Genomic DNA, 23956 nt, shown 5'->3' with positions numbered 1-23956 from the left:
GTGACCATGACCCAGCACCCGCAGACCAGTGACGAGTCGACAGGAGGCGGCGGTGTGCGCCGCCGCGCCCTCCTCGGTGTGTTCGCCGCGGGCGCGGGCGGCCTCGTGCTCGGGCTGCCCGCACAGCACGCGAGCGCCGCGGACAGGGCCGCGGCCGAGAAGGCCGTCGCCGACTACCTCGACACCTCGCTCCCGCTCGACAGGCGCGTCGACGCGCTGCTCGCCCGGCTCACCGACGAGCAGAAGCTCTCCTGCCTCACCGGCCTGCCGGCCATGACCCTGGAGGACGGCTACGCGCTGCCCGCCCGCAGCAGCGCGGGCGTCGAGGGCCTGCACGGCTCGGGGCAGGTGCCCAACGCCACGATGTTCCCGCAGGCGATCGGCTTCGGCTCCACCTGGGACACCGAACTCGTCGAGGAGATGGGCCGGGTCGTCGGGATGGAGGTGCGGGCGAGGAACCCGGCGAACCTGCGCGCCTGGGCGCCGGTCGCCGACACCCGCAGCAACCCGCTCGCCGGGCGCTACGAGGAGGGCTACGGCGAGGACCCGTTCCTGAGCGGGACGCTGGGCACCGCGTACGCCTTCGGCATCAAGGGCCGCCACCCCCTCTACATCCTGGCGAAGCCCGAGATGAAGCACTTCTTCGCCTACAACCACGAGTGGAACAGGGCCCGTTCGAGCAGCAGCATGAGCGCGCGCGCCCTGCACGAGTTCAACATCGTCAGCTACCGGATGCCGGTGGCGGCCGGTGCGGTGCTCGGGGCGATGGTGGCGTACAACCTCGTCAACGGGGTGCCGAGCAACATGAACCCGGTGCTGAAGCAGGTGCGCGAGGAGTGGGCGCCCGGCAGCTTCATGTTCGTGTCCGACGCCTGGGACGAGTTCAACGTCTACGCCACCAAGGGCGCGCCGTACGTGTTCCCGCTGACGGTGCCGGACGGCGCCGACGTGTCGTACACCACGGGTCTGAGCCCCGACCCGGCGGACGAGGCGACGAACCTGGCCACCGCGGGCGCGCTGCTGCTGCACTCGGGCATGTCGAACTTCTCCGACGGCAACGGCGCCGACTTCACCCCGGACGCCTACGCCCGCGACGCCGTCGCGAAGGGGGTGCTCGGCGCGTCGATGGCGGACGTGGACCGGGTGGTGCGGGACTGGCTCGCCTACCAGATCCGCAGCGGCGCCCTCGACGGCGACGCGAGCCCGTACAACGTGAAGACGGTGCCGCCCGACGACCGGCCGCAGCGGAAGGCGAGCAGCAGGAGGCTCGCGCTGCTGGCCGCGCGCGAGCAGATGGTGCTGCTGAAGAACGAGCACGGCCTGCTGCCGCTGGACCGCGCCAGGGCGCGCCGGGTCGCGGTGGTGGGGCCGCTCGCGGACGTGAACCTGCGGGACTACTACAGCCCCGCGCCCCCCGACGAGGAGCGGGTCACCCCGCTCGGGGGCATCGAGGCCGAGATCGGCCGGGGGAAGGTGCGGTTCACCACCGGCACCGACGTCGTCGCCTGGCGCTCGGCCGCGTACGGCACCTACGTCACGGCGGGCACCGGCGACGGGCCGATGACCGCGGCCTGCACACCGGCGGCGGGCGGGGTGCAGGGCGGCTACCGGGTGCCCGGCGGCCTGATCGGCCCGGAGCAGGCGTTCCGTGTCTATGACTGGGGCTACGACCAGCAGTTCTTCCGCAGTGTGGCGAGCGGCGCCTATGTCGACACGGACCAGGACATCGTGAACGACGCGACGGAGCTGCGCACTTCGCAGCCGACGATGCCGGACGGCGACGCGCAGTGGAACACCAACACCAACTGGCACTACCCGCGCGGCGCGAACGGCACCAGGTCGCTCTACGGGGTGGACTACATCGAGAACGACCAGTTCTACCGGCAGTACCCCACCGGCCGCTATGTGCGCGCCGAGGAGGGCGGCGACCACCGCCTGGTGCCGGACCTGAGCCATGACGACTTCCACTCGGGCGACGCGGCGCTGCGTGCCACCGCCGAGTTCCACGAGGTGGTCCTCGAACGGGGCGCGAAGAGCGCGGCGGGGCTCGCCCGTTCCAGCGACTACGCGGTGGTGGTGGTCGGCAACAACGTGCGGGTGAACGCGCGCGAGAGCCAGGACAGGCCGGGACTCGCCCTGCCCACGGGGCAGTTGGAGCTGGTGCGGGCGACCGCGGCGGCCCGTCCCGGGCGCACCGTGGTGGTGATCGTCAGCAGCTATCCGTACGCGGTGCAGGAGATCCAGGACGACCCGAACGTGGCGGCCGTCCTCTACACGTCGCACGCCGGCCAGGCCGCCGGGACCGCGCTCGCCGACGTGCTGTTCGGCCGCTGCTCCCCCGCGGGACGGCTGAGTTCGACATGGCTGCGGGACGAGTCGTCGCTGCCGAGGATGCTGGCCGACGCGGACGGCCACGAGCCCCAATACACCGTGGACATGCTCCAGTACGACCAGTTGGCGGCGAAGCTCACCTACCGCTACTCGACGGCGCCGTACACCTACGCCTTCGGACACGGGCTCACGTACACGACGTTCCGCTACGGGAAGCTGGTGCTCCCGGGCAGGGCGCGGGCGCGGGAGCCGTTCACGGTGTCGCTGCGGCTCGGCAACACCGGGCGTGCCACGAGCGACGAGGTCGTGCAGGTGTACGTCCGCTCGCTGGACTCGGCGTACGGCGACAACGTCCCCGTCAGGCAACTCGCCGGATTCCTGCGGGTGAAGGGGGTGCGCCCGGGCGAGAGCCGTACCGTCAGGGTGCGTGTCGACCCGGCGGACCTGGCCGTGTGGGACCCGGTGAGCGGCACCACGGTGGTGGAGGACGGCCGTTACGAGATCATGGTGGGTGCCGCGTCGGACGACATCAGGCTGCGCGGCACCCTGCGGATCGCAGGACACACCATCGGCACCCTCGACCTGAAGGGCCACGCGCGCAACGCCTGGGAGCACTACACGGTCAGCAGCCCCGGCATCACCCACTGGGAGGTGTCGAAGGAGAACACCTTCGCGGGCCGCGGGGGTTACCACTCGGTGGCCTCGCGGAAGGCGGGCGACCACATCGGCTTCACCCGTGTCGACCTGCGCGGGGTGCGCGGCGTGGAACTGCGGGTGGCCACCACCGACGCCTCCTGGGCGGGGGTGGACAGGCCCGCCGTCCGCGTCCACGCCGACGCGCCCGACGGGCCGCTGCTCGGCACGGTGTCCTTCGCCCCCACGGGCGGCCTCCAGGACTTCCGCACCGCGCACACCGCCCTGCGCCAGGACCCCGGCGGCGATGGACACCGCGCGCTGCACCTGGTGTTCACCGAGCCGGGGATCTACCTGGACACCCTCCGTCTCACCACGGGCGGCTGAGCGGGGGGGGGGCGGCCGTCGGGAACCCGTTCGCGGCGGCCGCGCACCGCGTGCTTGGGTGGGCGCATGAGTGATCTGCGCATACGTCCGGCCGCCGCCTCCGACATCGCGTCCGTCCTGCGGTTCTGGCGGGAGGCCGCGGAGGGCACGAGCGTCAGCGACGACCAGGAGGGGGTGGCCGTGCTCATCGGCACCGACCCCGGGGCGCTGCTGCTCGCGGAGCGGGAGGGGCTGCTCGTCGGCAGCGTCATCGCGGGCTTCGACGGGTGGCGCTGCTCCCTGTACCGGCTGGCCGTCCACCCCGGCCACCGCCGCCGGGGCGTCGCCACCGCGCTGCTCGATGCCGCCGAGCGGCGCTTCGAAGCGCTCGGCGGGCGCCGCGCCGACGCCATGGTCCTCGAAGTCAACGAGCGGGCGCACCGGGCGTGGGGCTCCGCCGGTTACCACCGCGAGGACCACTGGCGCCGGTGGGTGAAGCCGCTCGCCGGGTGAGGCGGACGGCTCAGACGGCGGCGCCGCCCACGTCGAGCGCCAGGTCGTTGTCGACGGTGAAGTAGGGCCGCACGGCGGTGCCGTGCACGGTGGCCGCCGGGTAGACGCTGACCGCCTTGCGGTCGGCCAGGTCGTCGAGGAGCCGGCCGACGCGGACGCGGTCGGCGCCCTGCCGGGGCCTGACGAAGACGTCGAGGACCCGGCCCCGCGCCGCCTCCTTGCCCTCGTCGAAGAGGGCCGCGTAGCCGACGGTGAACTCGATCTCCTGGTCCGTGCGGCGGGTGGGCTCCAGTTCGCGTACGGCGCCGTGGGCGCGCTCGCGCAGCAGCACGGCGGCGCCGGGGCCGGTCGTGGCGCCGTGCAGCCGCGCCCGTACCGTCATCGTGCCGGGGGTGACCCGGAGGGTCTCGGCCTCGGCGTGGGCGGTGCGCAGCCAGGTGCGCAGGGCGAGGTAGCCGTCCTTGGTGGGGTAGGGGATGCGCACCGCCACGGGGGACGGACGGTCGCGGGCGGCGCCCTCGGTGAGCAGCCGCAGGTCGCGCAGGCCGGGGCGCAGCCGGTGGCGGGTGCCGTCGTCGAGGAGGGCCCAGGTGTCCCAACGGCCCTCGGCGAGGGGCGGTTCTGGCGGCAGGACGGCGCGCCTGCCGCCCTCGGGCGTGGGTGTGAGGGGCAGGGTGCGCTCGTCACCCGGGGCCTGCTCCCGCCCCTGCTTGCGGCGGCGGGTGAGCACCAGTGCGGGCGCGGTGGCGGCCGGCGGGTCGAGGAGCCAGGTCAGGGTGCCGTCGGCGGCGGCGGTGCAGTGGGCGCGGGGCTCGGTGGCGGGTGTGCGGGTCACCGGTGGCCTCCCCGTATTCCCCGTACGGTACGCAGGGCCGCGGAGGCGGTGGCGTGGAGGGTGTCCTTCGCCGCGTAGCCGCCGCTGACGACGCGGTGGCGTACGCCGGGCGGGCGCCGGGTGGCCTTGGCGGGCCGTGTGGTCCGGGCGGAGTCCATCAGCTCCTCGATGAGGCGTTCCGCCTGGCCGACGACGGGGCCGGGGGCGAAGCGGCGGGCGGCCCGTACGGCGGCGGTGCCCATGCGGCGGCGCAGTTCGTCGTCCTCGACGAGGGCGAGCAGGGCGTCGGCGAGCGCGTCGGCGTCGCCGACCGGCACCAGGCGGCCGTCGACGCCGTCCTGGATGATCTCGCCGGGGCCGTAGGGGCAGTCGGTGCTGACCACGGGCAGGCCGCAGCGCATGGCCTCCACGATGGTCATGCCGAAGGGCTCGAAGTTCGAGGTGGCGGCGGCGATGGAGCCTTTCACCCACTCCGCTTCCATGGGTGCGGTGGCGCCCATCAGCAGGACGTTCTCGCACAGTCCGAGTGAGTCGATCAGCGCCCTGAGCCTGCCGTGCTCCTCGCCCTTGCCGTAGATCCGCAGCCGCCACTGCGGATGCCGCTCGGCGACCCGGGCGAACGCGGTGATCAGCAGGTCGAAGCGCTTCACCGGGACCAGGCGCCCGGCGGCGACCACGGTCCTCGCCGAGCCGTCCGCGACCGGAAGCGCCGGTTCTGGCACGCTGTTGGGAAGCGCTTCTAGGCGCACCCCCGGCAGCCGCAGCTTGCGCCGGTAGGCACGGGAGTCGGCGTGGGTGACGGTGGTGAGGGCGTCGAGCGCCGGGTAGGTGCGGCGCAGGACGCGGCGGAGCGCGGGCGGGTGGTTGTCGAGTGTGAGGTGCTCCTGCCCGATCCTGAGGGCGCCGCGCGGGCCCTGGAGGGCGAGGTGCACGTTGAGCCCGGGTCGTGTGCCGATGACCACGTCCGCGGTGTCCTCGGCCAGGGCCTCGCCGATGCGGCTGTCCGTCAGGGCGCTGTACTGCCGGTAGCGGTACTCGGACGCCGGGAAGACCCGGGCGGGCGCGCGGTGGCGCGGGTCGTCCTTCTCGTGGCGCAGGTCCACCAGCGGGCGCAGCCGCACCCGGGGGTCGGGGGTGAGGTTGGGCCGCTGCCGGTGCCGGAACACGGAGACGATCTCGACCTCGTGCCGGTCGGCGAGCGCCTGGGCGAGGTTGAGGGTCGTGGTGATGGTGCCTCCGATGCCGTAGGCGTTGTGCAGGAGGAATCTGATCCGCATGACCTGTGAGACCCGGGCGGGCACCCGGTCGGTTGTACGTGGTTATGCGGTTGTTAACCGGGCGGCCACCGTCTCACCCCCGCTTGGCGGCTTTGTCGATCCTGGGCATCAGCTTGTCGACGGCCCAGGTGATGCTGGTCGCCGAGGGGAAGGCGATGGCCTGTGCGATGGTGGGGTCGAGCGTGAGGTAGCGGTGCTCGCGTACCGCGGCGAGCGCCTTGAAGCCTTGTTGCCCGCCGAGGGTGCGCAGTGAGGCGGCGGAGCCGGTGGCGAAGAGGATGTCGGTGTCGGTGTCGGAGATGCGCTCGTAGCTGAGGCGGGTGCGTCCCGGGATGCTCGACGTCGGCAGTTTGCGCAGGGGTTCGTCGAGGGTGAGGCCGAGCCTGGAGAGGAACTGCGCGGAGACGTCCTTCGTCGAGTTGACCGCCCAGACGCCGCTGGGCTCGGGCGAGACCAGGAAGTTGAACTTCCGGCCCACCACCGCGGGGTGGTCCTTCCTGGCCTTGGCGATGGCGGACTCGGCCCCGCTGATCAGCTTCTCGCCCTTGCCGGGGACGCCGAGGGCCTTGGCGACGGTGCGGGTGGTCTGCTGCCAGGAGTCGGTGTTGGGCGCGTCGGTGTAGTGCACCACGGGCGCGATCGCGCTGAGTTGCGGGTAGCTCTTGGTGAGGTTGTAGTCCTTGGTGGCGAGGATGACGTCGGGGTGGTACGACGCCACCTTGTCGACGGGGTCACCGTCCGCGGTGGAGAGCAGGGCGGGCTTGTCGCCGTGCAGGGCGGCCTCGGTCCAGGGCTGGATGCCGTCCTTCGGGCCGAGCGGCACGTCGGACATGGCCACGGGCTGGAAGCCGAGCTGGGTGGCGATGTCGGCGCTGGTGAAGTCGAGCGCGACCACGGTGCGGGGGCGGCCCTTGACGGTGGCGGTGCCCAGCTTGCCCTTGACGGTGACGGAGGTGCCGCCCGAGGTGGCGGGCGCGGGCCCTCCGGCGTCGCTGTTGGTGCAGGCGGTCAGCGCGGCGAGCGCGGCGGCGGCGACGGCCGCGTACCGGCCCCGGGTGCGGATGTTCACGCGTCCCCCTCGCTCTTGCCGCGGCGCCAGTAGCCGGAGAAGTAGATGCGGTCGCGGTCCATGCCCCGCTCGTGCACGAGGTGGCGGCGGACCGAACCGGCGACGGACTGCTCGGCCGCGACCCAGGCGTAGCCGGGCCCCGGCGGCAGGTTGGCGGCGCGCACGGCCGCGGTCAGCCGGTCCTCGGCGCCCTCGGGCTCGCCGGTGGTGCGGGGCAGCCAGGTGACGTTGGTGTCGGGGCGCACCGCGAGCGGCAGCACCGCGGAGGGCGCGGGGACGCTGACGACGACATGGGCCGGCATCCGGGCCGGCAGGCGCTCGACGATGGCGGCGATGGCGGGCAGCGCCGTCTCGTCGCCCGCGATCAACTGCCAGGCGGTGTCGGGCGGCGGGGCGTACGCGGCCACCGGGCCGAAGAGGGCGGCCTCGGCGCCGGGGCGCGCGGCGGCGGCCCACTCGGTGGCGGGCCCCGCCGGGTGGTGCAGCGCGAAGTCGACGGACACCCGCCGCGCCTCGGGGTCGGCGTCGCGTACGGTGTAGGTCCGCATCAGCGGGCGCTCCGCCTCGGGCAGCGCCAGGATGTCCAGCGGGGTGAGGTCGGCGGGCAGGTCGAGGCCCGGCCCGTCGGCGCGCGGCAGGATCAGTTTCACCCGTTGGTCGGGGCCGTCGTCGGCGAAGTCCGCGAGTGCGGGGCCCTCGAAGGTGATACGGGCCATGTGGGGCGTCAGCGCGGTGCGCCGGGCGACCCGTACCGGGAAGAGGCGGGTGGGGCGCCCCGAGAGCCCGGTGGGGAGTCGGCGGCGGGCGGGAACGGTCATGTTTCCACTCCTTCACGGTGGCTGACGGCGGATCGCCGGGGTGGCACGGGTGCTGCTGCCTTCCGGGGGTCGGGGGACGGCTGGTGGGCGCGGGTGGGGCGGCCCCGGGGCGCACACCACATACGGTGAAGGTTAGGCTAACCTAACCACAAAGGAGCACGGTGCCAAGGGGGGATGGAGCGGTGGCAGGCCCACGGGCGAGAGGTACCGGAGCCCCGCCCGCAGCGGACCTGGCCCCCGCGCCCACGGAGGCGGCCGGCGCGCGCCCCTCCGTCCGTGCGGCGCGGCGCATGGCGCTGCTGCCCGTCGCGGGCGTGCTCGCGCTCGCCGCGCTCGCGCTGTGCAGCGTCGCGGTGGGCAGCAGGCCGATCGCCCCGCACACCGTCCTCGACGCGCTGTTCCACTACACCGGCACCGCCGACCAGATCACCGTGCGCACCCTGCGGGTGCCCCGTACCCTCACCGGGATCGCCGTCGGCGCCGCGCTCGGCACCGCGGGCGCCCTGGCGCAGGCCGTGACCCGCAACCCGATGGCCGACCCCGGGCTCCTCGGCGTCAACGCGGGCGCGTCGGCCGCCGTGGTGGCGGGCATGGGGCTCCTCGGCGTGGCCGCACCCGGCGCGTACGTCTGGCTCGCGCTGCTCGGCGCCGCGGGGGCCACCGTCCTGGTGTACGCCATCGGCTCCCGCGCCCCCGGCGGCGCCACCCCGGTACGGCTCGTGCTGGCGGGGGCGGCGGTGAGCGCGGGGCTGCTCGGCTTCGTGCGCGCCGTGCTCACCCAGCGCCCCGGCGCCTTCGACAGCTTCCGCTACTGGCAGATCGGCTCGCTCGCGGGGCGCGGCACCGGGGTGCTGCTCGCGGTGCTGCCGTTCCTGCTGGCCGGTGCCGTGATCGCGCTGTGCCTGCCGCGCGCGCTCAACGCCCTCGCGCTCGGCGACGACGTGGCACGCGCGCAGGGGGTGAGCGCGGGGCGCACCCGGCTGCTCGCCGCCCTCGCCGTCACCCTGCTCTGCGGGGCCGCCACGGCAGCGGCAGGTCCCGTGTCGTTCCTGGGGCTCGCGGTGCCGCACCTGGTGCGCCGCCTCACCGGGCCCGACCAGCGCCGTGTCGTCCCTTACTCGATGCTCACCGCGCCCTCGCTGCTGCTGGCCGCCGACATCGTCGGGCGGGTGGCGGCGCCCCCGGGCGAGCTTGAGGTGGGGCTCGTCACCGCCTTCTGCGGGGCGCCGGTGCTGATGCTGCTCGCCGCGCGCGGCAGGGGGTCCGTGTGAACACCGCGGCGACGCCCCGCCGCCCCGTCCTGCGGCTCGGCCGCGGCGCTGCGCTGCGGCTGCGCCCGCGCGCGGTGCTGGTGACCGCGCTCCTCGCGGCGGGCTGCGCGCTGTGCGGGCTGCTGTCCCTGTTGCTGCTCGGGACGCTGTCGCCCGCCGCCGCGCTCCACACGCTCTCCGGGCACGGCGACCGGCTCCAGGAGCTGGTGCTGTACCGGATCGAGGCGCCGCGCACGGTCGGCGCGCTCGTGGCCGGGCTCGCGCTGGGCGCCGCGGGCGCCGTCTTCCAGAGCGTCACCCGCAATCCGCTCGGCAGCCCCGACCTGCTCGGCTTCACCGGCGGCGCCTCGGCCGGGGCCACCGCCGTGATCGCCCTGCTGCACGGCGGCGCCGCGGCCGTCGCGGGCGGCGCGCTCTGCGGCGCGTTCGCCACGGCGCTCGTGGTGTTCCTGTGCACCGCCGCGCGCGGGGTGGGCGGCCACCGGGTGGTGGTCGTGGGCATCGGCGCCAACGCGATGGCGTACGCGCTCACCGACTACTTCCTGAGCAGGGCCGGTCTTGAGGACGCGGCAGGCGCCCAGCTCTGGCTGACCGGCGGACTCGCGGGCGCCACCTGGGAGCAGGTGCTGCCCGCCGGGCTCGCGCTGCCGCCGCTGCTCGCCGTACTGCTGTCCCTGACGAGGCCGCTCGACCTGCTGGAGATGGGCGACGACGGGGCGCGCGGGCTCGGCGTCGAGGCCGGGCGCACCAGGGCCGCCGCGCTGCTGCTCGCGGTGGCGCTGGTGGGCGCGGGGGTCTGTGTGGCGGGCCCGGTGCCGTTCGTGGCGCTGGCCGCGCCCCCGCTCGCGCGCCGGCTGACCGGGTCCCCCGGGACCGGGGTGCTGCCCGCCGCGCTCACCGGGGCGCTGGCCCTGCTGCTCGCGGACGCCGTGTGCCGGGCGCCCGGCGTCACGCTGCCCACCGGGGTGGTGACGGGCGCCGTCGGCGGCGCCTTCCTTGCGTGGCTGCTGCTCGCGGGTCCCGGGGCACGGGGGCGGCGGGGCCGGGCGGGCGCCCCCTAGGCAACTTTGCGGTTCCTTTACCATGGCGGGGTAGTCCGAGTCCCGGGGAGCGGTCCGCCGCCCCCGCCCCGCGGCCGTACGGTGCGCGGGGCGCCGTCATCGCCGCCGTCGGAAGGTGTGAGCGCCCACCCGTGTCCCCCCGTGACCGCAGAGAGAAGCCGCCCCGACCCGGGCACCACCGACGCGCGGCCGCCCGGCCCCTGACCGACCATGGGACCGAGGTGACCCGATGACCGAAGCCCTCCTGCTGCTGGTGGCGGTGCTGCTCTCGCTGGCCTGCGGGGCCTTCGTCGCGGCGGAGTTCTCGCTGACGACGGTCGAGCGCAGCGATCTCGAACGGGCCGTGGAGCGCGGCGAGCGCGGCGCCTCCGGCGCGCTCACCGCCGTACGGAACCTGACGTTCCAGCTCTCCGGGGCACAGCTCGGCATCACCGTCACCAACCTGGTCGTCGGCATGCTCGCCGAGCCCTCCGTGGCCAGGCTGCTCGCGGGCCCCGCGCGCGGCCTCGGCCTCGCCCCCTCCGTGGCCTCCTCCGCCGCGCTGGTGGTCGGCACCGCGCTGTCCACGGTGTTCCTGATGGTGGTGGGCGAGCTGGTGCCGAAGAACTGGGCGATCTCGGCGCCGCTCGCGGTCGCCCGCCGGGTGGCCACCCCGCAGCGCTGGTTCAGCCTCGCCTTCCGGCCCTTCATCAGCCATCTGAACAACACCGCGAACCGCGTGGTGCGCGCCTTCGGCCTGGAACCGGCCGAGGAGCTGGCGTCCGCGCGCTCCCCCCAGGAACTCGTCGCCCTGGCCCGGCACTCCGCGCGCGAGGGCGCGCTGGAGGCCGACACGGCCGAGCTGTTCGTACGCACCCTGAACCTGGCCGAGCTGACCGCGGAGAACGTGATGACGCCCCGGGTGCAGGTCATCGCGCTGGACGAGCGGGCCGACTGCGAGGACGTCGCCAACGCCACCCGGGCCACGGGGCTGTCCCGCTTCCCGGTCTTCCGCGACAGCCTGGACAGGGTGGTGGGCGTCGCGCACATCAAGGACGCGCTCGCGGTGCCCGCGGCGCAGCGGCCGCGGCACCCGGTGTCGCGGGTGATGCGCGAACCGCTGCTCGTACCGGAGTCGCTGACCGTGGACCGGCTCCTCGACCGGCTCTCGGCCCGCAGGACCATGGCCGTCGTCATCGACGAGTACGGCGGCACCGCGGGCGTCGCCACCCTGGAGGACATCGTCGAGGAGGTCGTCGGCGAGGTACGCGACGAGCACGACCCGCACGAGGACCCCGACCTCGCGTCCGCGGGGCACGACGCCGACGGCAGGGCGCTCTACACGGCGGACGGCGGCGCCCGTACGGACCTGCTCGCGCGGGTCGGGCTGCGGGCGCCCGAGGGGCCCTACGAGACCCTGGCGGGCCTGGTCGCCACGGAGCTGGGGCGCATTCCACGGGACGGGGACAGCGTGGTGGTGAACGGCTGGCGGCTCGACGTGACGGACGCGACCGGGCACCGGGCGGCGAGGGTGCTGCTGCACGCGCCGCCGCCTGGACCGCGGGACGGCGCGGGGACGGACGGAACGGACGGGCCCGATGCGCCGGGCAGGCCGGACGGGCCGGACGGGCCGAGCAGCGCGCACGGCGGCGGGCGGCGCGGCGGTGCGGGAGGCGGTGCGCGATGACCGTCGTCCAACTCCTCGTCGGCCTCGCGACCCTGGTCGCCAACGCGTTCTTCGTGGGCGGCGAGTTCGCCCTCGTCTCGGTGCGCCGCAGCCAGATCGAGCCGCGCGCGGAGAACGGCGACCGCGGCGCCCGCCGAGTGCTGTACGGCCTCGAACACGTCTCGGAGCTGATGGCCGCGGCGCAGCTCGGCATCACCCTGTGCACCCTGGTGCTCGGCATCGTCGCCGAGCCCGCCATCGCCCACCTGCTGGAGCCGCTGTTCGACGCGGCGGGCGTGGCGCACGGCGTGGTGCACCCCGTGTCGTTCGTGATCGCGCTCGCCCTGGCCACGTATCTGCACATGCTGTTCGGCGAAATGGTGCCGAAGAACGTGGCGCTGGCCGAGCCGGTGCGCACCGCGCTGCTGCTCGGGCCGCCGCTCGTCACGCTGTCCCGGGCGCTGCGCCCGGTGATCGCCGCCGTCAACGGCTTCGCGAACCTGCTGCTCCGGCTGCTGCGGGTGGACACGAAGGACGAGGTCAGCGCGGTGTTCTCGGACGACGAGCTGGCCCGCATCGTGAAGGACTCCACGGACGCGGGCCTGATCGACGACCGGGCGCGCGAGCGGCTGCACGACGCGCTGGAACTGGGCCGCCGCCCGGTGCGCGACGTGGTGCTGCCGCTGGAGCGGGTGGAGTACGCCCGCCTCGGGGTCACCCCCGAGGAGCTTGAGCGGCTGTCGGCGCGCACCGGCTTCTCCCGCTTCCCGGTGGTGGACGAAGGGCGGCACATCGTCGGCTACCTGCACGTCAAGGACGCCCTGGAGGAGCTGCCGCGGCGCGAGCCGGTACCGCGCGAGCGGATGCGGGCGATCCCCCGGGTCAGGGAGGCCACCCCGCTCGACGACGTCCTCACCGCGATGCGCCGCGGGCGCGCCCATGTGGCGGCGGTCCGCGGCGCGGACGGCCGGCTCAGCGGTCTCGTGACCATGGAGGACGTGCTGCGGGAGCTGTTCGGGCAGCGGGCGTGAGGCCGGGGCCGAGGTGTCGGACCGGCGCGCGGCGCCAGTAGACTCGCTCCACGTGACATCTGCGCCGTCGAAGCCCCGTATCCCCAATGTCCTGGCCGGCCGCTACGCCTCCGCCGAGCTGGCCGCCCTCTGGTCGCCCGAGCAGAAGGTACGCCTTGAGCGGCGGCTGTGGCTGGCCGTGCTGCGCGCCCAGCGCGACCTCGGCATCGAGGTGCCCGAGGGCGCCGTCGAGGACTACGAGCGGGTGGTGGACGAGGTCGACCTCGCCTCGATCGCCGCCCGCGAGCGGGTCACCCGGCACGACGTGAAGGCCAGGATCGAGGAGTTCAACGCCCTCGCCGGTCATGAGCAGGTGCACAAGGGCATGACCTCGCGCGACCTCACGGAGAACGTGGAGCAGCTTCAGGTCAGGCTCTCCCTGGAACTGGTGCGGGAGCGCACGGTGGCGGTGCTCGCCCGGCTCTCCCGGCTGGCCGTGGAGCACGCGGAGCTGGTGATGGCGGGCCGCTCGCACAACGTCGCCGCCCAGGCCACCACGCTCGGCAAGCGCTTCGCGACCGCGGCCGACGAGCTGACCCGGGCCTTCGGCCGCCTCGACGACCTGCTGGCACGCTATCCGCTGCGCGGCGTCAAGGGCCCGGTGGGCACCGCCCAGGACATGCTCGACCTGCTCGGCGGGGACACCGACAGGCTCGCCCTGCTCGAACGGCGGGTCGCGGAGCACCTGGGGTTCGCCGAGGGCCTGGTCTCGGTGGGGCAGGTGTACCCGCGCTCCCTCGACTACGAGGTCGTCACCACCCTGGTGCAGCTCGCGGCGGCCCCGTCGTCGCTGGCGAAGACGGTCCGGCTGATGGCGGGGCACGAGCTGGTCACCGAGGGCTTCCAGCCTGGCCAGGTCGGCTCCTCCGCGATGCCGCACAAGATGAACACCCGCTCCTGCGAGCGTGTGAACGGCCTGATGGTGATCCTGCGGGGCTACGCCGCCATGACCGGGGAGCTGTCGGGCGACCAGTGGAACGAGGGCGACGTGTCCTGCTCCGTGGTGCGCAGGGTGGCGCTGCCCGACGCGTTCTTCGCGCTGGACGGGCTGCTGGAGACGTTCCTCACGGTGCTCGACGAGTTCGGCGCCTTCCCCGCGGTCGTCGCCCGCGAACTCGACCGCTACCTGCCGTTCCTGGCGACCACCAAGGTGCTGATGGGGGCGGTGCGTGCGGGCGTCGGCCGGGAGGTCGCGCACGAGGCCATCAAGGAGAACGCGGTCGCCGCCGCTCTCGCGATGCGCGAGGAGGGCACGGAGCACAACACCCTGCTCGACCGGCTCGCGGCGGACGAGCGGATTCCGCTCGACCGCCCCGCGCTTGAGGCGCTGATGGCCGACAAGCTGTCGTTCACCGGCGCCGCCGCCGACCAGGTCGCGGCCGTGGCCGCGGCGGTCGACGAGATCGTCAAGCGCCATCCGGGCGCCGCCGCCTACACGCCGGGGGCCATCCTCTGATGCCGAGCACCGCCGCGCCCCGCTTCACCCCCGAGCAGTTGGAGGCCGCCAGGGAGCTGCTGGTGCCGGACGTGGTGGCGCCGGGGCTCCGGGTGCTGCTGTGCGGCATCAACCCGGGCCTGATGACCGCCGCCACCGGCCACCACTTCGCCCGCCCCGGCAACCGCTTCTGGCCGGTGCTGCACCTGTCGGGGTTCACCCCGCGCCGACTGCACCCCTCCGAGCAGCACCTGCTGCTGGACCACGGCATCGGCATCACCAACGTGGTCGCCAGGGCCACCGCGCGCGCCGACGAGCTGGCCCCCGAGGAGTACCGCGAGGGCGGGCGCCTGCTGGCCGCGAAGGTGGAGCGGCTGCGCCCGGCCTGGCTCGCGGTCCTCGGGGTCACCGCCTACCGCGCGGCCTTCGGCGACAAGCACGCCAAGGTCGGCCCCCAGGAGCGCACGTTCGGCACCAGCCGCGTCTGGGTCCTGCCGAACCCGAGCGGCCTCAACGCCCACTGGACCGCCCAGACGATGGCAGAGGAGTTCGCCCGCCTGCGGGCGGCGACCGGGGAGTGAGGCCCCCGGGGTCGAAGGCATGCCCGTCGCTACGGCAGGCCGGGGCCGGGCATCGGCGCGGCGTCCCAGCGGGGGAGGGTGACGGTGCCGTCGCGCCAGTCGTGGTCGAGGATCGCGTAGCCCACGGCGTCGTGGCGGGTGCCGTCCTCGTCGGGCCAGCCCTCGCGGTAGTGGGCCTCCTTGACCCACCCGGCCCGCAGGAAGGTGCGGCACATCGGGGTGTTGTCGGCGCGGGTGGTGCCCTCGAAGCGGTGGACGGCGGGGTACGCGGTGAAGACGTGCCGGGTGAGGTGGGCGAGGGCGGCGGTGCCGATACCGCGGCCCCGGTGCCCGGCGGCCACCCTGAGGTCGAACATCGGGGTGCCGCCGTCGTCGAGGTCGAAGAGGCGTGCCATGCCGACGTCCGTGCCGTCGGCGGTGATCCAGAACGTTTCGGCGCCGGGGCCCGCGTAGTACCCCTGCGCCGCGCGGCGGCGCACCAGGCCCGGGTCGGGGCGGTGCGAGCCGTGGTACGGCCAGCTCTCGGCGGTGAGGAACGCGGTCAGGGCGTCGGTGTCGGCGGGGGTCAAGCGGCGCAGGGCGGTGGTCACGGGAGGACGGTAAGCGGCGCGCGGCCCGCGGGGCGAGCGGGTTTACGCGGCGGTACGGCGGCCGGGACGCGTTCCAGCACTCCCCCGGCGAACACGTCGTACAGCGGCAGCGTCTCCAGATGGACGTAGCCGATGTGGCAGTCGCAGACCGCCAGCGGGCAGGGGCGCGGGGCGAGGGCGGCACGGTAGGAGCCGTCGTAGAGGTTGCCGAGTGCGGCGCGGACGAAGTGGCAGCGGCGCACGGTGCCGTCGCCGTCGACGGACACCACCGAGTCGCCGGTGCGGCACGGCGCGCCCGCCGAGGCGTGCGGGTGGCGGCTGTAGGGGAAAAGCGGGTCGAGCGCCGTCCAGGCCGCGGCCTCCGCGTCGGTGTAGGCGCGGCCCTCGGCGGCGTTCACCCACAGGTAGACATGGGACGGCAGGTCGGCGCGCAGCCGGGCGGCGGCCTCCCGGTGTTCGGGCAGCCCGACGACGCCGACGCTGAAGCGGACGCCGAGCGCGGCCAGTTCGCGGGTCCTGCCGAGGAAGCGGTCGTACGGGACCTGGTCCGGGTGGTAGGTGCACCAGAGGGCGACGGTGTCGCGGTCGGCGGCGGCGAGCCAGCCGGTGCGGCAGCTCAGATTGGTCTGCACGGCGACTCTGCGGACGTGGCCGAGCCGTGAGAGCCGCACCACGGCCCGCCGGTACCAGGACCGGGTCAGGGCCTCGCCCCACGGTGTGAACAGCACCGAGAGGCGGTCCTCGGGCCGCTCCCCCGCCCAGTGGGTGAAGCGGTCGAGGGCGGCGCGGTCGGCGGCGAGTTGCGCGGGGGTGTCGCGGCGCTTGGCGAACGGGCAGTAGGGGCAGTCGTAGTCGCAGGAGGCGAGCGGGCCGCGGTAGAGCAGGGTCAGGTCCATGCGCGGCTCACTTCGCCTCGTACGCGGCCATGGCGGCCCGTACCCGGGGCGAGAAGAGGGCGGGGCCGACCGCGTCGGAGTGGGCAAGGCCCTCGGGGGTGAGCCGCAGGGTGCCGGCCGCGGGGTCGGCGAGCCAGCCGCGGCGTGCGAAGTCGGCGAGTTCCGCGGGGAAGTCGTCGTACGGGCCGGTGCCGAAGCGGGCGCGGTAGTCGGCGAGCGGCATCCCGGCGGCCTGGAGCAGGGACTGGAGCAGATGGCGGCGCCTGGTCTCGCCCGCGTCCATACGGCGGCCGTGGCGGGCGGTGGTGAAGTCGGCGGCGGCCGTGTAGGCGTCGATGATGCCGCGGACCCGGTGGGCGTCGACCGCGTAGTCGAAGGAGTAGTGCAGCCCGGCCGTGTAGGAGCGGGCGCCGCAGCCGAGGCCGACCATGCCGTCGGTCTGGCAGGCGTGGTCGTCGGGGCCCTGGGGAGCGCCGCCCGCGCGCCGGAACATCCGCATCGACACCTGCTCGTAGCCGCGCTCCAGGAGGTGGTCGCGGCCCTGCCGGTAGAGCGCGAGCCGCCGCTCGTCCCAGGCCGCGTCCGGCTCCGCGCCCCTGCGGGCGAGGCCGGTCAGCGGGCGTACGTAGAGCGGGTAGAGGTACAGCTCCTCGGGGCGCCAGGCGAGCGCGGCGTCGAGGGAGGCGCGCCAAGTCGCCGTGGTCTGCCCGGCGATGCCGTAGATGAGGTCGATGTTGAGGACCGGGATGGCGGTGTCCCTGACGCGGGCGAGCGCGGCCTCCACGTCGGCGCGCCGCTGCGGCCGTACGGCGGCGCGCGCCTCCCTGTCGTCGAAGGACTGCACGCCGAGGCTGAGCCGGGTGGTGCCGCGCGCCGCGAGCACGGCGAGCCGGTCGGCGGTGGCGGTGGCGGGGGACGCCTCGACGGACAGGGGCACGGCGCGCAGCCCGGCGCCCATGCGGTGCTCGGCGATGTCGCAGAGCCGGTCGAGTTCGCCCGGGTCGAGGTGGGTGGGGGTGCCGCCGCCGAAGGCCGCGGTGGTGAAGCGCACGGGGCCGCCGTCGTCCAGCGCGTCGCGGACCGCGGCGGCCTGGCGGTCGAGGGCGTCGAGGTAGCGGGCGGTGAGTTCCGCGGGGGCGCCGGTGCGGGTGAAGAGGTTGCAGAAGCCGCAGCGGACCTCGCAGAAGGGTATGTGCAGGTAGAGCGCGAGCGTGTCCTTCGGCTCGCCGCGCCACACGTCGCGCAGCGCGGGCCTGTCGGGCAGCGGGCGGTAGGCGGTCTTGTGCGGGTACGCGTACACGTACGCCTCGTAGGGGCGAACGGCGGGCGGCGCGGCGGCCTGGGTCATGCGTCGGGCTCCTGGTGGGTGAGGAAGAAGTGGGCGTAGGGGACCGTCCACACCGCGGGGTGGCCGATGCGGTGCCCGGTGTGGCCGTCGTCGCCGTAGGCGGTGCCGTGGTCGGAGCAGACGATGGCGAAGCACCTGCGGCGCGCGCTCATCAGGTCGAAGAGGCGCCCGATGTGCCGGTCCACGTGGGCGAGGGCGGCGCGGTGGGTGTCCAGGGTGTCGCCGTCGGCGCGGGTGGCGCCCGGGGTGTGGAACCAGTTGGGCTGGTGCAGCGCGGAGACGTTGACGAAGAGGAACAGCCGTTTTTCGTTGGGCAGTTGGGCGACGCACTGCTCGGCGCGGCGGATCTGCGCCTCGAAGGAGGTGGGTGAGGTGACGCCGAAGGAGGGCTCCCAGTGGCTCTCCTGGAAGAGTCCGGGCAGGACTCCGCCGAGGGCGCCGCGCTTGTTGAAGAAGCCGACGCCGCCGAGGCACACCGTGTGGTAACCGGCCGCGGCGAGGCCGCCGACCAGGTCGGGGGTGTCGAAGACCCAGGTGCGCGGCGCGGTGGTCTCACTGCCGTCGAAGCGGGCGGCGAAGAGCCGCGGATGCGGTCCAGGGGTGGCGGGTGTGGGCAGGAATCCGGCGAACATGGCCTGGTGGGAGGCGTAGGTGAAGCTGCCGGGCGCGTGCCGCTCCTCCCACGCCCCACCGGGCAGGTGGCGGGCCAGGTGCGGGGTGAGGCCGTCGGCCGCGGCCGCGGCGGCGACGTCGTGGCGGAGGGTGTCGAGGGTGACGAGGAGGATGTCGTCGCGGCCCACGACCTCGTTCATGTCGGGTGCGGTGTCGAGGAGTCGGTGTGGGGTGGTGGCCGGGGGTTCAGTGGGGTGCACGGGCGCTCCTCGGGGTGTGGGGCGCGGTCAGGGCGGCGACCTGGGCGCCGTAGGTGTCGAGTCCCTCGGCGCCGCTGCCGGGCAGCCCCGTGAGCCGGGGCAGCAGGTCGCCGAAGGCGTTGACCTCGCCGACGGCGAAGTGCCGCCAGCCGGTGGCGGGCAGTACGTCGACGCCGACGCACAGGGTGCCGGGGAAGCAGGCGGCGGCGCGTTCGGCCACCCGCAGCGCCTCGGGCCAGCGGGGTCCCGCGGCCTCGACGACCGCGGCGAGGTCGCCGCGTGCGCCGCCGAGGTGGAGGTTGGTCATGGGGTGCCTGCCGGTGCGGGCCACGGCGTGGGTGGCGCGCCCCGCGACGACGACGATCCGCAGGTCTGCGGGGTGTGAGCCGAGGGACGCCTTGGGCAGCCAGCGCTCGACGTGGAGGTGGTCGGGGGCGAGCGCGTCGACGAGGGCGGCGATGTCGCGCTCGCGAGTGAGGCGGCGCACCCGCAGGGAGTTGTACAGGCGCCCGTCCGCCGACTCCACGGAGGTGGTGGCCTGGGTGCGGCCGCCGCCCGCGGTCTCCAGCGCGAGCACCCCGGCGGCCGAGGAGCCGTGCGCCGGTTTCACGAAGACCCGGGGCAGGCCGTGGGCGCGCATCAGCGCGCGCAGCCCGTCCCAGCCGGTGACGGCGGTGGTCGCGCCCGAGGTGGGCGAGTCGGGAACCGGGACGTTGGCGTCGGCGAGTACGCGGTGGCAGAGCCGCTTGTCGAAGAGCACCGCGAGTTCGCCGGGGTCGTCGAGTCTGACGCCGCCGCGCAGGGTGCGCACGGCGGCGTTCAGGCCCGCGTACCAGCGGGCGCCGCCCTCGACGCGTGTGGGGTCGTCGAGGCCGCGCCAGATCCGGTCCACCTCCGCGTTCTCGCCGGGCGATTCGAGGCGTACGGTCTCGCCCGGGCCGAAGTCGGCGCCGCCGTCGCGGAGCACGGTGAGCCAGGGCACCACGCGCGGCGCGGGCAGCCCTGCGGCGCGCACGGCGTCGGCGAAGAGCGCGACCCTGCGGTTCTCGGGGTTGCCCACCACCGTGAAGCGGCGCGCGGCGCCGTCCACGCGCGCGTGCCGCGGTGGCTCGTCCATACCTTCTCCCCCGTTCGTGCCGCGGCGGGGCGCGCCGCGGGGTGTGGGTGCCGCGCCCCCGCAGGAGGGCGGCGCGGCTGTCGGTACCGGGCCGGGCACGCCCGTGGCGACCGTGCGTTACTCGCCTACGGCGACCGAGCGCCAGACCTCGCCGTCGTCCATCTCGTCCTCGTACGCGTCGTCGGGGTCGAGGTCGAGTTCCACACCCGCCGGGGCCAGTGCCTCCTCGATCCGGCTCCGTACCGCGTCGGTGAGGTAGTTGTGGTGGAGGTCGAGCATCGCGAGGTGGGTGAGCGACTGGCCGCCGAGGAGCGCGGCGGCGCCCTCGTCGGTGAGGATGCCCATCGACAGGTCGAGCCGCTTGAGCCGGGCCACGACGGGCGCCGACGCGTACGCCGCCGCTATCCGGTCCTGGATCTCGCTGTTGCGCAGCGCGAGGGAGCGCAGGGCGGGCAGCCGGGTGCCGTCGAGGAACGGCGCCAGGTCGGAGACCTCGGCGGTGCCCCCGTAGTTCGGCTCCCCCAGCCACAGGTCGAGTTCGACGAGCGCGGGGAAGTCGCACGCCGCGATCTCGCGCACGGCAGCGTCGGGGAGCCCGCCGCTCTCGACCGTCAGGTGACGCAGCTTCTCGTGCCGCAGCGGGGTGAGGGCCAGGGACAGCGCGCCGCGCACCCGGAAGGACTCCAGGTCGGGGAAGGCGGTCAGGAGGGGTGCCACATCGGTCTGTTCGATCCAGGAGATCTCGCACTCCTCGGAGTCGATGTCGCCGAAGAACAGGTGCCGCAGCGCGGGCAGCCGGTCGCGGGCGGCGGCCACCGCCTCCACGACCTCCTGCGCGCCGCCGTCCTGCGGCTCCTCCCAGGCGCCGATGACCAGGGCGCGTACCCGCGCGGTGTCGACGGTGTCGAGGAAGCGGGCGAACGCGTCGGTCCACTTCTCCTCGTCGCCCCACGCCTGCACCCGGACCTTCCAGGCCACGGAGGCGGCGTCGGGCAGCTTCCCGGCGCTCTCCCCCGCGCGGGGGAACGCGAACGTGGGCAGGCCGCCCATGTCGCTGCCGTGGAGTTTCTTCCAGTCGTTCATGGACCTGCTCCTGATGTCGTGTCTGCGACGCGCGTGTACGGACCCCGGGCCCCGGCGGGCTGTCGTGCCCGCGCACTTTCTACCAAGGGGGACTGACAGCGCCACGGGTCCGGTGGTTCCCGCCCGGCACGCCTCGCGGGCCGTTGTCAAACCCCGGCGCTAGCTTCTGCGTCAGAACCTCGGCGCACCGGGCGCGCCCTGGGGAGGGGAGAGGTGTGTACCGGCAGGAGGATGCACTGATGGTGCCCGTCACCGAGGAGGCGCTGCGCGCGGGGGTGGAGGGCGCGGCGCGTGAGCCGAGGGACGGGCGCGGGCGGCCGCGGGTCAGGGCGGGTCGACGGGGGTGACCGCGGCGAGGAGCCGGCAGGGCAGGTCGTCGCCGCGGCGCGAGACGCCGAGGACGACCCACCGGCCCCCGGTGTGCCAGGCGTGCACGTCGCCGACATGGCCGGCGAGGGAGCGCCAGGGCTCGGGTATGTCCTCGCCGTATTCGGCGGCGCGCAGCGGCAGGCCCTGGAGGCCGAAGCGGTGCGGGGCGCCCCAGCGGGCGGTCAGCAGCAGGGTGAGCGCGTCCCGTTCGGCCTCGCACTGCTCGCGCGAGCGCTCCCCGTGCTCCCCGTCGGCGGTGCCCGGCAGCAGCGCGGTGCCGTGGTCCTGCGCGGCACTGCCGGGCGCGGCGGCTCCCGGCGCGCGGGAGCACAGCGCGTCGAGCGCGGCGAGCTGCTGGGCGAGTGCCATGCATTCCAGTAAACCGTGCCCGCGCGGAAACTGGCACCGCGTCAGGCGCCGCCCCGGTCTCTTGCCCGCCGCGCAGGCGCCACGAGGCGCGGCCCCGGTCGCTCCCCCGCCGGGCCGGACGCCCCGCAGCGCGCCCCGCGGGCACCGGCGGCGGCAGGGTGCGCGGGAGTGGGAGCGCGCCCGCACGTCCCCGCCCTCGCAGCCGCCGTGCGCTGCGGGTACGATCCGCCCACACGCGCACCGGATGGGCGGGAGGACGAACGTTGGGGCGGCTGACCGGCGGAGATCCCTCTCTGCTGCGGCGGATCAACTCCGCCGTGGTACTGCACGCGCTGCGCGGCGGCGACGGGGCGACGCTGACCGAGATCACCCGGGTGACGGGGCTCTCCCGGCCGACCGTCGAGGGCGTCGTGGAGGGCCTGGGCGAGGCGGGGCTCGTGGTGGAGGTCGCCGCGGAGGAGGGCGGCGCGCGCAAGCAGGGCAGACCCGCGCGCCGTTTCAGGTTCCGCGCCGAGGCGGGCCATCTGCTGGGCCTGGAGATCGGGGCGCACCGGGTCGCGGCGATGCTGTCCGACCTGGAGGGCAGGGTGCTGGGCACGGCCGCGAAGCAGGTCGGGGAGACCGCGAGCGCCGACGAGCGCCTTGAGCGGCTGCGGGCCGCGGTCGCGGACCTGCTGCGCCGGGCGGGCGTGGCGCGCGGCTCGCTGCGGGCGGTCGGCGTCGGCAGCCCCGGCATCGTGGAGGCCGACGGCACGGTACGGCTCGGGACGGCGCTGCCCGACTGGACGGGGCTGCCGCTCGCCGACCGGCTGCGGCGCTCCTTCACCTGCCCGATCCTGGTCGAGAACGACGCCAACACGGCCGCCGTGGGCGAGCACTGGAAGGGCGTGGCGACCGGCACCGACGACATCGTGTTCGTGATGGCCGGGCTCAGCCCCGGCGCGGGATCGCTGATCGGGGGACGGCTGCACCGCGGCTTCGGGGGCGCCGCGGGCGAGATCGGCGCGCTGCACCTGCTGGGCCGCGAGGCCACGCCCGAGACCCTGCTCTCCACGACGGGCGAGCCCCTGCACCCGCTGGACGAGCAGGCGGTCGCCGAGGTGTTCCGGCTGGCGCGTGCGGGCGACGCGCGGGCGCGGGAGGCCGTAGAGCGTTTCATCGAGCGGCTGGTGCACGACGTGGCCGCGCTGGTCCTCGCGCTCGACCCGGAGCTTGTCGTGGTCGGCGGCTGGGCCGCGGGTCTCGACGGCGTGCTCGCGCCGCTCCGCAGCGAACTGGCCCGCTTCTGTCTGCGGCCGCCACGGGTGGCCCTTTCGCTGCTCGGAGAGGCGGCCGTCGCCACGGGCGCGCTGCGGCTCGCCCTCGACCACGTGGAGGAGCAGTTGTTCGCGGTGGAGAGCACCGTCACCGCCCGCCGCTGAACCGGGCCCCGGCCCCCTCCCCCGCACGCCGTTCACGCCCCCCACGGGCGCCCCCTGCTCCCACCCGCCTCCCCCGATTGGTCTTGACCAACTCGGGGCCCGGCCCTATCGTCGAACCGGATAGTGCAAGGTCCTTTAATAAACAATGAAGCCAAAAGACGCCACACACGGCCGGCGACACGGGAATTGCGGAGGACAGGGTGGGGACCACGCAGCTCGAATCGGCGCAGGAGCCGAAGTACTGGCATCTCAAGACCGTGCTCAGCGAGGCACTGGACTCCGAGTTCTCGGTGGGCGAGATCCTGCCGAACGAACGTGACCTCGCCGCCAGGTTCGGCGTCGCACGCGCGACCCTGCGCCAGGCGCTCGAACAGCTCGAACTCGAAGGGCGCCTCCAGCGCCGCCGCGGCGTCGGCACCACCGTCGCGCCGCCCCGGGTCGGCGTCTCCGTCGGCACCACGGCGCAGGCGTGGCCCGGCGCCGCCGACGACTCCTGGGGCGGGCTCGACGGCGCCGAGGCGGTGCCGCCGACGGCGGTCGCCCGCGCGCTCGGTACCGCCGACGGCGAGCAGGTGCACACGGTGCGCCGCAGCCGGATCTTCGCCGGCCGCCCCGTCGCCGCCGAACTCCTCTACATCCCCGCCGCCTCGGTCCCCGGTCTGCCCGCGATCGACACCCCCACCGGGGCGCTGCGCGCCCGCGCCGTACTGCGGGAGCTACAGCGCAGCACCCTCCAGGGCCAGGACCGCTCCGTGGAGCTGGGCTCCGTGGGCGCCGACGACGCGCGGGAACTCGACCGGCTGCCCGGCGCCCCCGTCCTCGTCGTCACCACCCGCTTCTACGCGGGCGACCGTACCGCCGCCGTGTCCGTGGCCACCTACCGCGCGGACACCTGCCGGCTCACCTTCGGTGACTCCGGCGGCGTCGAGATACACCAGGACCCCGAGCGGCACGCCTCCTGACCCGGGCGGAGCGCGCCGCGGTGC

Annotated in this window: 21 protein-coding genes; 10 read left to right on the top strand and 11 right to left on the bottom strand. The window is 74.9% G+C overall.

What is annotated here, in order from left to right:
- Nucleotides 1-6 precede the first annotated feature (6 nt).
- Both ACIBIW_RS07780 and ACIBIW_RS07775 read left to right on the top strand, forming a co-directional pair.
- Nucleotides 7-3351, top strand: coding sequence for a glycoside hydrolase family 3 C-terminal domain-containing protein (locus ACIBIW_RS07780; protein WP_399333124.1), 3345 nt, complete (start codon nucleotides 7-9; stop codon nucleotides 3349-3351).
- 66 nt (nucleotides 3352-3417) lie between these two features.
- Nucleotides 3418-3843 carry a GNAT family N-acetyltransferase gene (locus ACIBIW_RS07775; protein ID WP_399333122.1) on the top strand — a complete coding sequence of 142 codons (426 nt, stop codon included), beginning with the start codon at nucleotides 3418-3420 and terminating at the stop codon, nucleotides 3841-3843.
- A gap of 10 nt (nucleotides 3844-3853) precedes the next feature.
- Here ACIBIW_RS07775 and ACIBIW_RS07770 read toward each other — a convergent pair whose 3' ends face one another.
- From ACIBIW_RS07770 to ACIBIW_RS07755, 4 genes are all read right to left on the bottom strand, one after another.
- Nucleotides 3854-4678 (bottom strand): transferase, encoded by an 825-nt coding sequence (locus tag ACIBIW_RS07770; protein WP_399333120.1) that lies wholly within the window; start codon nucleotides 4676-4678, stop codon nucleotides 3854-3856.
- Nucleotides 4675-5955, bottom strand: coding sequence for a glycosyltransferase (locus tag ACIBIW_RS07765; protein ID WP_399333119.1), 1281 nt, complete (start codon nucleotides 5953-5955; stop codon nucleotides 4675-4677). Before ACIBIW_RS07765 ends, ACIBIW_RS07770 begins: the two co-directional genes overlap by 4 nt.
- 73 nt (nucleotides 5956-6028) lie before the next feature.
- Complete coding sequence (locus tag ACIBIW_RS07760) at nucleotides 6029-7024, bottom strand: ABC transporter substrate-binding protein (protein ID WP_399333117.1); 996 nt, start codon at nucleotides 7022-7024, stop codon at nucleotides 6029-6031.
- Nucleotides 7021-7842: a siderophore-interacting protein gene (locus tag ACIBIW_RS07755; protein WP_399333115.1), complete on the bottom strand. Its 822-nt coding sequence runs from the start codon at nucleotides 7840-7842 to the stop codon at nucleotides 7021-7023. Before ACIBIW_RS07755 ends, ACIBIW_RS07760 begins: the two co-directional genes overlap by 4 nt.
- A 290-nt stretch (nucleotides 7843-8132) precedes the next feature.
- Between ACIBIW_RS07755 and ACIBIW_RS07750 the strand changes: the two genes are divergently transcribed.
- The 6 genes from ACIBIW_RS07750 to mug all read left to right on the top strand — a co-directional run bounded on the left by ACIBIW_RS07750 (nucleotide 8133) and on the right by mug (nucleotide 14905).
- Nucleotides 8133-9113 (top strand): FecCD family ABC transporter permease, encoded by a 981-nt coding sequence (locus ACIBIW_RS07750; protein WP_399333113.1) that lies wholly within the window; start codon nucleotides 8133-8135, stop codon nucleotides 9111-9113.
- Nucleotides 9110-10174 (top strand): FecCD family ABC transporter permease, encoded by a 1065-nt coding sequence (locus ACIBIW_RS07745; protein ID WP_399333111.1) that lies wholly within the window; start codon nucleotides 9110-9112, stop codon nucleotides 10172-10174. Before ACIBIW_RS07750 ends, ACIBIW_RS07745 begins: the two co-directional genes overlap by 4 nt.
- 229 nt (nucleotides 10175-10403) lie before the next feature.
- On the top strand, nucleotides 10404-11840 hold the full coding sequence (locus ACIBIW_RS07740; protein ID WP_399333109.1) for a hemolysin family protein: 1437 nt from the start codon (nucleotides 10404-10406) through the stop codon (nucleotides 11838-11840).
- The gene (locus ACIBIW_RS07735; RefSeq protein ID WP_399333107.1) at nucleotides 11837-12850 is read left to right on the top strand and encodes a hemolysin family protein; all 1014 of its coding nucleotides are present in this window, start codon (nucleotides 11837-11839) and stop codon (nucleotides 12848-12850) included. The genes ACIBIW_RS07740 and ACIBIW_RS07735 overlap by 4 nt, the downstream gene beginning before the upstream one ends.
- Nucleotides 12851-12902: 52 nt before the next feature.
- A complete protein-coding gene (purB, locus tag ACIBIW_RS07730) occupies nucleotides 12903-14345 on the top strand; it encodes an adenylosuccinate lyase (RefSeq protein ID WP_399333105.1) in 1443 nt (480 codons plus the stop codon).
- On the top strand, nucleotides 14345-14905 hold the full coding sequence (mug, locus tag ACIBIW_RS07725; protein ID WP_399333103.1) for a G/U mismatch-specific DNA glycosylase: 561 nt from the start codon (nucleotides 14345-14347) through the stop codon (nucleotides 14903-14905). Before purB ends, mug begins: the two co-directional genes overlap by 1 nt.
- A 29-nt stretch (nucleotides 14906-14934) precedes the next feature.
- On the opposite strand, the gene ACIBIW_RS07720 is transcribed toward mug, so the two are convergent.
- From ACIBIW_RS07720 to ACIBIW_RS07690, 7 genes are all read right to left on the bottom strand, one after another.
- Entirely contained in the window at nucleotides 14935-15495 is a 561-nt protein-coding gene (locus ACIBIW_RS07720) for a GNAT family N-acetyltransferase (protein WP_399333101.1), read from the bottom strand.
- Entirely contained in the window at nucleotides 15492-16391 is a 900-nt protein-coding gene (locus ACIBIW_RS07715; RefSeq protein WP_399333099.1) for an STM4011 family radical SAM protein, read from the bottom strand. The genes ACIBIW_RS07720 and ACIBIW_RS07715 overlap by 4 nt, the downstream gene beginning before the upstream one ends.
- A gap of 7 nt (nucleotides 16392-16398) precedes the next feature.
- Nucleotides 16399-17739: an STM4012 family radical SAM protein gene (locus ACIBIW_RS07710; RefSeq protein ID WP_399333097.1), complete on the bottom strand. Its 1341-nt coding sequence runs from the start codon at nucleotides 17737-17739 to the stop codon at nucleotides 16399-16401.
- A complete protein-coding gene (locus ACIBIW_RS07705; RefSeq protein WP_399333992.1) occupies nucleotides 17736-18551 on the bottom strand; it encodes an STM4013/SEN3800 family hydrolase in 816 nt (271 codons plus the stop codon). Before ACIBIW_RS07705 ends, ACIBIW_RS07710 begins: the two co-directional genes overlap by 4 nt.
- A 46-nt stretch (nucleotides 18552-18597) precedes the next feature.
- Nucleotides 18598-19728, bottom strand: coding sequence for an STM4014 family protein (locus tag ACIBIW_RS07700; RefSeq protein WP_399333095.1), 1131 nt, complete (start codon nucleotides 19726-19728; stop codon nucleotides 18598-18600).
- Between the two features lie 117 nt (nucleotides 19729-19845).
- Nucleotides 19846-20811 (bottom strand): STM4015 family protein, encoded by a 966-nt coding sequence (locus ACIBIW_RS07695; RefSeq protein ID WP_399333093.1) that lies wholly within the window; start codon nucleotides 20809-20811, stop codon nucleotides 19846-19848.
- Nucleotides 20812-21135: 324 nt separating this feature from the next.
- Nucleotides 21136-21549 carry a hypothetical protein gene (locus ACIBIW_RS07690; RefSeq protein ID WP_399333091.1) on the bottom strand — a complete coding sequence of 138 codons (414 nt, stop codon included), beginning with the start codon at nucleotides 21547-21549 and terminating at the stop codon, nucleotides 21136-21138.
- Nucleotides 21550-21812: 263 nt separating this feature from the next.
- On the opposite strand from ACIBIW_RS07690, the gene ACIBIW_RS07685 reads away from it, so the two are divergent.
- Both ACIBIW_RS07685 and ACIBIW_RS07680 read left to right on the top strand, forming a co-directional pair.
- A complete protein-coding gene (locus ACIBIW_RS07685) occupies nucleotides 21813-22970 on the top strand; it encodes an ROK family transcriptional regulator (RefSeq protein WP_399333089.1) in 1158 nt (385 codons plus the stop codon).
- A 200-nt stretch (nucleotides 22971-23170) separates the two neighbouring features.
- Nucleotides 23171-23932, top strand: a complete 762-nt coding sequence (locus ACIBIW_RS07680; protein ID WP_399333086.1) for a GntR family transcriptional regulator — start codon at nucleotides 23171-23173, stop codon at nucleotides 23930-23932.
- Nucleotides 23933-23956: the final 24 nt, after the last annotated feature.

The sequence above is a fragment of the Streptomyces sp. NPDC050560 genome, assembly GCF_044457285.1.
Lineage (GTDB): Bacteria > Actinomycetota > Actinomycetes > Streptomycetales > Streptomycetaceae > Streptomyces.
This window is presented reverse-complemented; position numbering and strand designations above follow the sequence as displayed.

Bases quoted from the DNA above. Each gene is read 5' to 3' on its own strand.
- ACIBIW_RS07690 (WP_399333091.1), bottom strand. From the start codon at position 21,549: ATGGCACTCGCCCAGCAGCTCGCCGCGCTCGACGCGCTGTGCTCCCGC.
- ACIBIW_RS07735 (WP_399333107.1), top strand. From the start codon at position 11,837: ATGACCGTCGTCCAACTCCTCGTCGGCCTCGCGACCCTGGTCGCCAAC.
- ACIBIW_RS07695 (WP_399333093.1), bottom strand. From the start codon at position 20,811: ATGAACGACTGGAAGAAACTCCACGGCAGCGACATGGGCGGCCTGCCC.
- ACIBIW_RS07750 (WP_399333113.1), top strand. From the start codon at position 8,133: ATGGCGCTGCTGCCCGTCGCGGGCGTGCTCGCGCTCGCCGCGCTCGCG.
- mug (WP_399333103.1), top strand. From the start codon at position 14,345: ATGCCGAGCACCGCCGCGCCCCGCTTCACCCCCGAGCAGTTGGAGGCC.
- ACIBIW_RS07740 (WP_399333109.1), top strand. From the start codon at position 10,404: ATGACCGAAGCCCTCCTGCTGCTGGTGGCGGTGCTGCTCTCGCTGGCC.
- ACIBIW_RS07780 (WP_399333124.1), top strand. From the start codon at position 7: ATGACCCAGCACCCGCAGACCAGTGACGAGTCGACAGGAGGCGGCGGT.
- ACIBIW_RS07765 (WP_399333119.1), bottom strand. From the start codon at position 5,955: ATGCGGATCAGATTCCTCCTGCACAACGCCTACGGCATCGGAGGCACC.
- ACIBIW_RS07710 (WP_399333097.1), bottom strand. From the start codon at position 17,739: ATGACCCAGGCCGCCGCGCCGCCCGCCGTTCGCCCCTACGAGGCGTAC.
- ACIBIW_RS07705 (WP_399333992.1), bottom strand. From the start codon at position 18,551: ATGAACGAGGTCGTGGGCCGCGACGACATCCTCCTCGTCACCCTCGAC.
- ACIBIW_RS07700 (WP_399333095.1), bottom strand. From the start codon at position 19,728: ATGGACGAGCCACCGCGGCACGCGCGCGTGGACGGCGCCGCGCGCCGC.
- ACIBIW_RS07775 (WP_399333122.1), top strand. From the start codon at position 3,418: ATGAGTGATCTGCGCATACGTCCGGCCGCCGCCTCCGACATCGCGTCC.
- ACIBIW_RS07715 (WP_399333099.1), bottom strand. From the start codon at position 16,391: ATGGACCTGACCCTGCTCTACCGCGGCCCGCTCGCCTCCTGCGACTAC.
- ACIBIW_RS07755 (WP_399333115.1), bottom strand. From the start codon at position 7,842: ATGACCGTTCCCGCCCGCCGCCGACTCCCCACCGGGCTCTCGGGGCGC.